This window comes from Streptomyces sp. NPDC006265 (assembly GCF_040613555.1).
Lineage (GTDB): Bacteria > Actinomycetota > Actinomycetes > Streptomycetales > Streptomycetaceae > Streptomyces.
In genome coordinates this window covers 1-3,389 of the sequence record NZ_JBEXSH010000937.1, presented here as the reverse complement: position 1 = coordinate 3,389, position 3,389 = coordinate 1, and the positions used below count along the sequence as shown (strand labels likewise).

3 protein-coding genes are annotated in these 3,389 nt (G+C 67.8%); all 3 read left to right on the top strand.

The window, feature by feature from the left end; all coding sequences use genetic code 11:
• Window positions 1-47 precede the first annotated feature (47 nt).
• The 3 genes from ABZ281_RS43085 to ABZ281_RS43075 are packed head-to-tail and all read left to right on the top strand — an operon-like array spanning window position 48 to window position 3,294.
• Complete coding sequence (locus ABZ281_RS43085) at window positions 48-1,058, top strand: ABC transporter permease (protein WP_356663564.1); 1,011 nt, start codon at window positions 48-50, stop codon at window positions 1,056-1,058.
• Window positions 1,055-2,137, top strand: a complete 1,083-nt coding sequence (locus ABZ281_RS43080; protein WP_356663562.1) for an ABC transporter ATP-binding protein — start codon at window positions 1,055-1,057, stop codon at window positions 2,135-2,137. The genes ABZ281_RS43085 and ABZ281_RS43080 overlap by 4 nt, the downstream gene beginning before the upstream one ends.
• Window positions 2,134-3,294, top strand: coding sequence for a dipeptide ABC transporter ATP-binding protein (locus tag ABZ281_RS43075; RefSeq protein WP_356663560.1), 1,161 nt, complete (start codon window positions 2,134-2,136; stop codon window positions 3,292-3,294). The genes ABZ281_RS43080 and ABZ281_RS43075 overlap by 4 nt, the downstream gene beginning before the upstream one ends.
• The last annotated feature ends 95 nt before the right edge of the window (window positions 3,295-3,389 follow it).

Below are 3,389 nucleotides of genomic sequence, written 5' to 3'. Positions count from 1 at the left end.
CGCGCGGCCCGCCCCCCCCCGCCCCCCCCCCCCGGCGCCGTACAGCTGTGGCTGCGTACATCCTCCGACGCGTCATGGGCGCGGTGCTGTTGCTGCTGGTGGTCAGCGCAGTCACCTTCGCCATCTTCTTCCTGGTCCCCCGCATCGGGGGACAGACGGCCGACCAGTTGGCCACCCAGTACGTCGGCAAGGACGCGAACCCCGCTTCCGTCGCCGCGATCAAGCAGAACCTCGGTCTTGATCTGCCCGTCTACGAGCAGTACTGGCACTTCATCAAGGGCATCGTTGCGGGTGCGGACTACCGGTTCGGCCCCGACGCGACGCACTGCAGCGCACCCTGCTTCGGGTACTCCTTCAAGAACCACGTCGAGGTGTGGCCCCAGCTCGAGGACCGGATCCCGGTCTCCTTCTCGCTGGCCGTCGGTGCCGCGGTGATCTGGGTGATCTTCGGTGTCATGACCGGTGTCATCTCGGCTCTGCGCAAGGGCAAGCCGGTCGACCGTATCGCCATGTTCATCGCGCTCGCCGGCGTCTCGCTCCCGATCTTCTTCACCGGCCAGATCCTGCTCGCGCTCTTCGTCTACGAGATCCCCATCTGGGACAGCATCGACTACGTCCCGTTCACGGAGAACCCGGCCGAATGGGCCTGGCATCTGGTGCTGCCCTGGGTCAGCCTCGCGTTCCTCTTCTCCGCGCTCTACGCCCGGCTCACCCGGGCGGGCATGCTGGAGACGATGAGCGAGGACTACATCAGAACGGCCAGGGCCAAGGGTCTCAAGGAGACCACGGTCGTGGCCAAGCACGGCCTGCGCTCCGCGCTCACCCCGATCGTCACCATCTTCGGCATGGACTTCGGCATCCTCATCGGTTCCGCGGTGCTCACCGAGACCGTCTTCTCCCTCCAGGGCATCGGCGCCTACGCCATCCAGTCCATCCAGACGAACGACCTGCCGATCATCATGGGTGTGACCATGGTCGCCGCGTTCTTCATCGTCTTCTGCAATCTGATCGTCGACCTGGTGTACGCCGCCATCGACCCCCGGGTGAGGTACTCGTGAGCAAGCTCGACAAAGCCGCGCTCGGCGAACCGGACACCACCGCCGCGTCCGTCCCGGACGACGTCTTCCTGTCCGTCCGTGATCTGCGCATCCACTTCGACACCGACGACGGCCTGGTCAAGTCCGTCGACGGGGTCAGCTTCGACGTGCGCAAGGGCAGGACCCTGGGCATCGTGGGCGAGTCCGGCTCCGGCAAGTCGGTCACCTCGCTCGGCGTGATGGGCCTGCACCGCTCGGCCCGCGCCAAGGTCTCCGGCGAGGTCTGGCTCGACGGCCAGGAGCTGATTGAGGCCGCCCCCGACGACGTACGGCGGCTGCGCGGCCGGAAGATGGCCATGATCTTCCAGGACCCGCTGTCGGCGATGCACCCCTACTACTCCGTCGGACAGCAGATCGTCGAGGCGTACCGCGTCCACCACGACGTCAGCAGGAAGGCCGCCAAGCAGCGGGCCATCGAGATGCTCGACCGGGTCGGCATCCCCGAGCCCGCCAAGCGCGTCGACGGCTACCCGCACGAGTTCTCCGGCGGTATGCGCCAGCGCGCCATGATCGCCATGGCGCTGGTGAACAATCCCGAGCTGCTCATCGCCGACGAGCCGACCACCGCCCTGGACGTCACCGTGCAGGCGCAGATCCTGGACCTGATCCATGATCTGCAGAAGGAGTTCGGCTCCGCGGTCATCATGATCACCCACGACCTGGGTGTGGTCGCCGAGATGGCCGACGACCTGCTGGTCATGTACGGCGGCCGGTGCGTGGAGCGCGGCCCCGCCGAGGACGTGTTCTCCGAGCCCCGCCACCCCTACACCTGGGGCCTGCTCGGCTCGATGCCGCGCATGGACCGCGAGGAGACGGACCGGCTCATCCCGATCAAGGGCGCGCCACCCTCCCTCATCAACCTCCCGTCCGGCTGCGCCTTCCACCCGCGCTGCCCGTACGCGGACATCCCGAAGGACAACGTCACCCGCACGGTCCGCCCCGAGCTGACCGAGGTCGGCAACTCGCACTGGGCCGCCTGCCACATGACGCAGGAGCAGCGGGAGCGTATCTGGACCGAAGAGATTGCGCCGAAGCTGTGAGCGACGACAAAACGGTGAGCACACCGGACACCAGCGGGAGCACCCTCACCAAGGGAACCACCCCCGACGGCGAGGTCCTGCTGAAGGTGAGCGGCCTTCAGAAGCACTTCCCGATCCGCAAGGGCCTGCTCCAGCGGCAGACCGGCGCGGTGCGTGCCGTCGACGGCATCGACTTCGAGGTGCGCAGGGGCGAGACACTCGGCGTCGTCGGTGAGTCGGGCTGCGGCAAGTCCACCATGGGCCGGCTGATCACCCGGCTGCTGGAACCGACCGGCGGCTCGGTCGAGTTCGAGGGCCAGGACATCACGCACCTGAAGACCGGCGAGCTGCGTCCCATGCGCCGCGACGTGCAGATGATCTTCCAGGACCCGTACTCCTCGCTGAACCCCCGCCACACGATCGGCACGATCGTCGGCGCCCCCTTCCGGCTCCAGGGCGTCGAGCCCGAGGGCGGTGTGAAGAAGGAGGTCCAGCGGCTGCTGTCGGTCGTCGGCCTCAACCCCGAGCACTACAACCGCTACCCGCACGAGTTCTCCGGCGGTCAGCGCCAGCGCATCGGCATCGCCCGCGCGCTCGCGCTCAACCCCAAGCTGGTCGTGGCGGACGAGCCGGTCTCCGCACTGGACGTGTCGATCCAGGCGCAGGTGGTGAACCTGCTGGACGACCTCCAGGACGAGCTGGGTCTGACGTACGTGATCATCGCGCACGACCTGTCGGTCGTCCGGCACGTCTCGGACCGGATCGCGGTGATGTACCTCGGCAAGATCGTCGAGCTGGCCGAGCGCGACCAGCTGTACAAGTCGCCGATGCACCCGTACTCCAAGGCCCTGCTGTCGGCCGTGCCGGTTCCGGACCCGAAGCGCCGGGGCGCCAAGAGCGAGCGCATCCTGCTCAAGGGCGACGTGCCCTCGCCGATCGCCCCGCCGAGCGGCTGCCGCTTCCACACCCGGTGCTGGAAGGCGACGGAGATCTGCAAGACGACCGAGCCGCCGCTCAAGGAGCTGCGGGCCGGGCAGCAGGTCGCCTGTCACCACCCGGAGAATTTCGAGGACCAGCAGCCGCAGGACACCAAGCTGCTGTCGTCGGCGCACGAGGCGGCCGGGGAGAACAACGTGGAGAAGACCACGGGGAACGACGCCGCGACCGTAGAGAAGTGAGTCACCCCGAGCCCCCGCCCTCGTACATCAGGGCGGGGGCTCACCCGTGGGTGAAAATGACCGGGTGCTCCAGCAACTCTTCAGCCCGTCCGTCC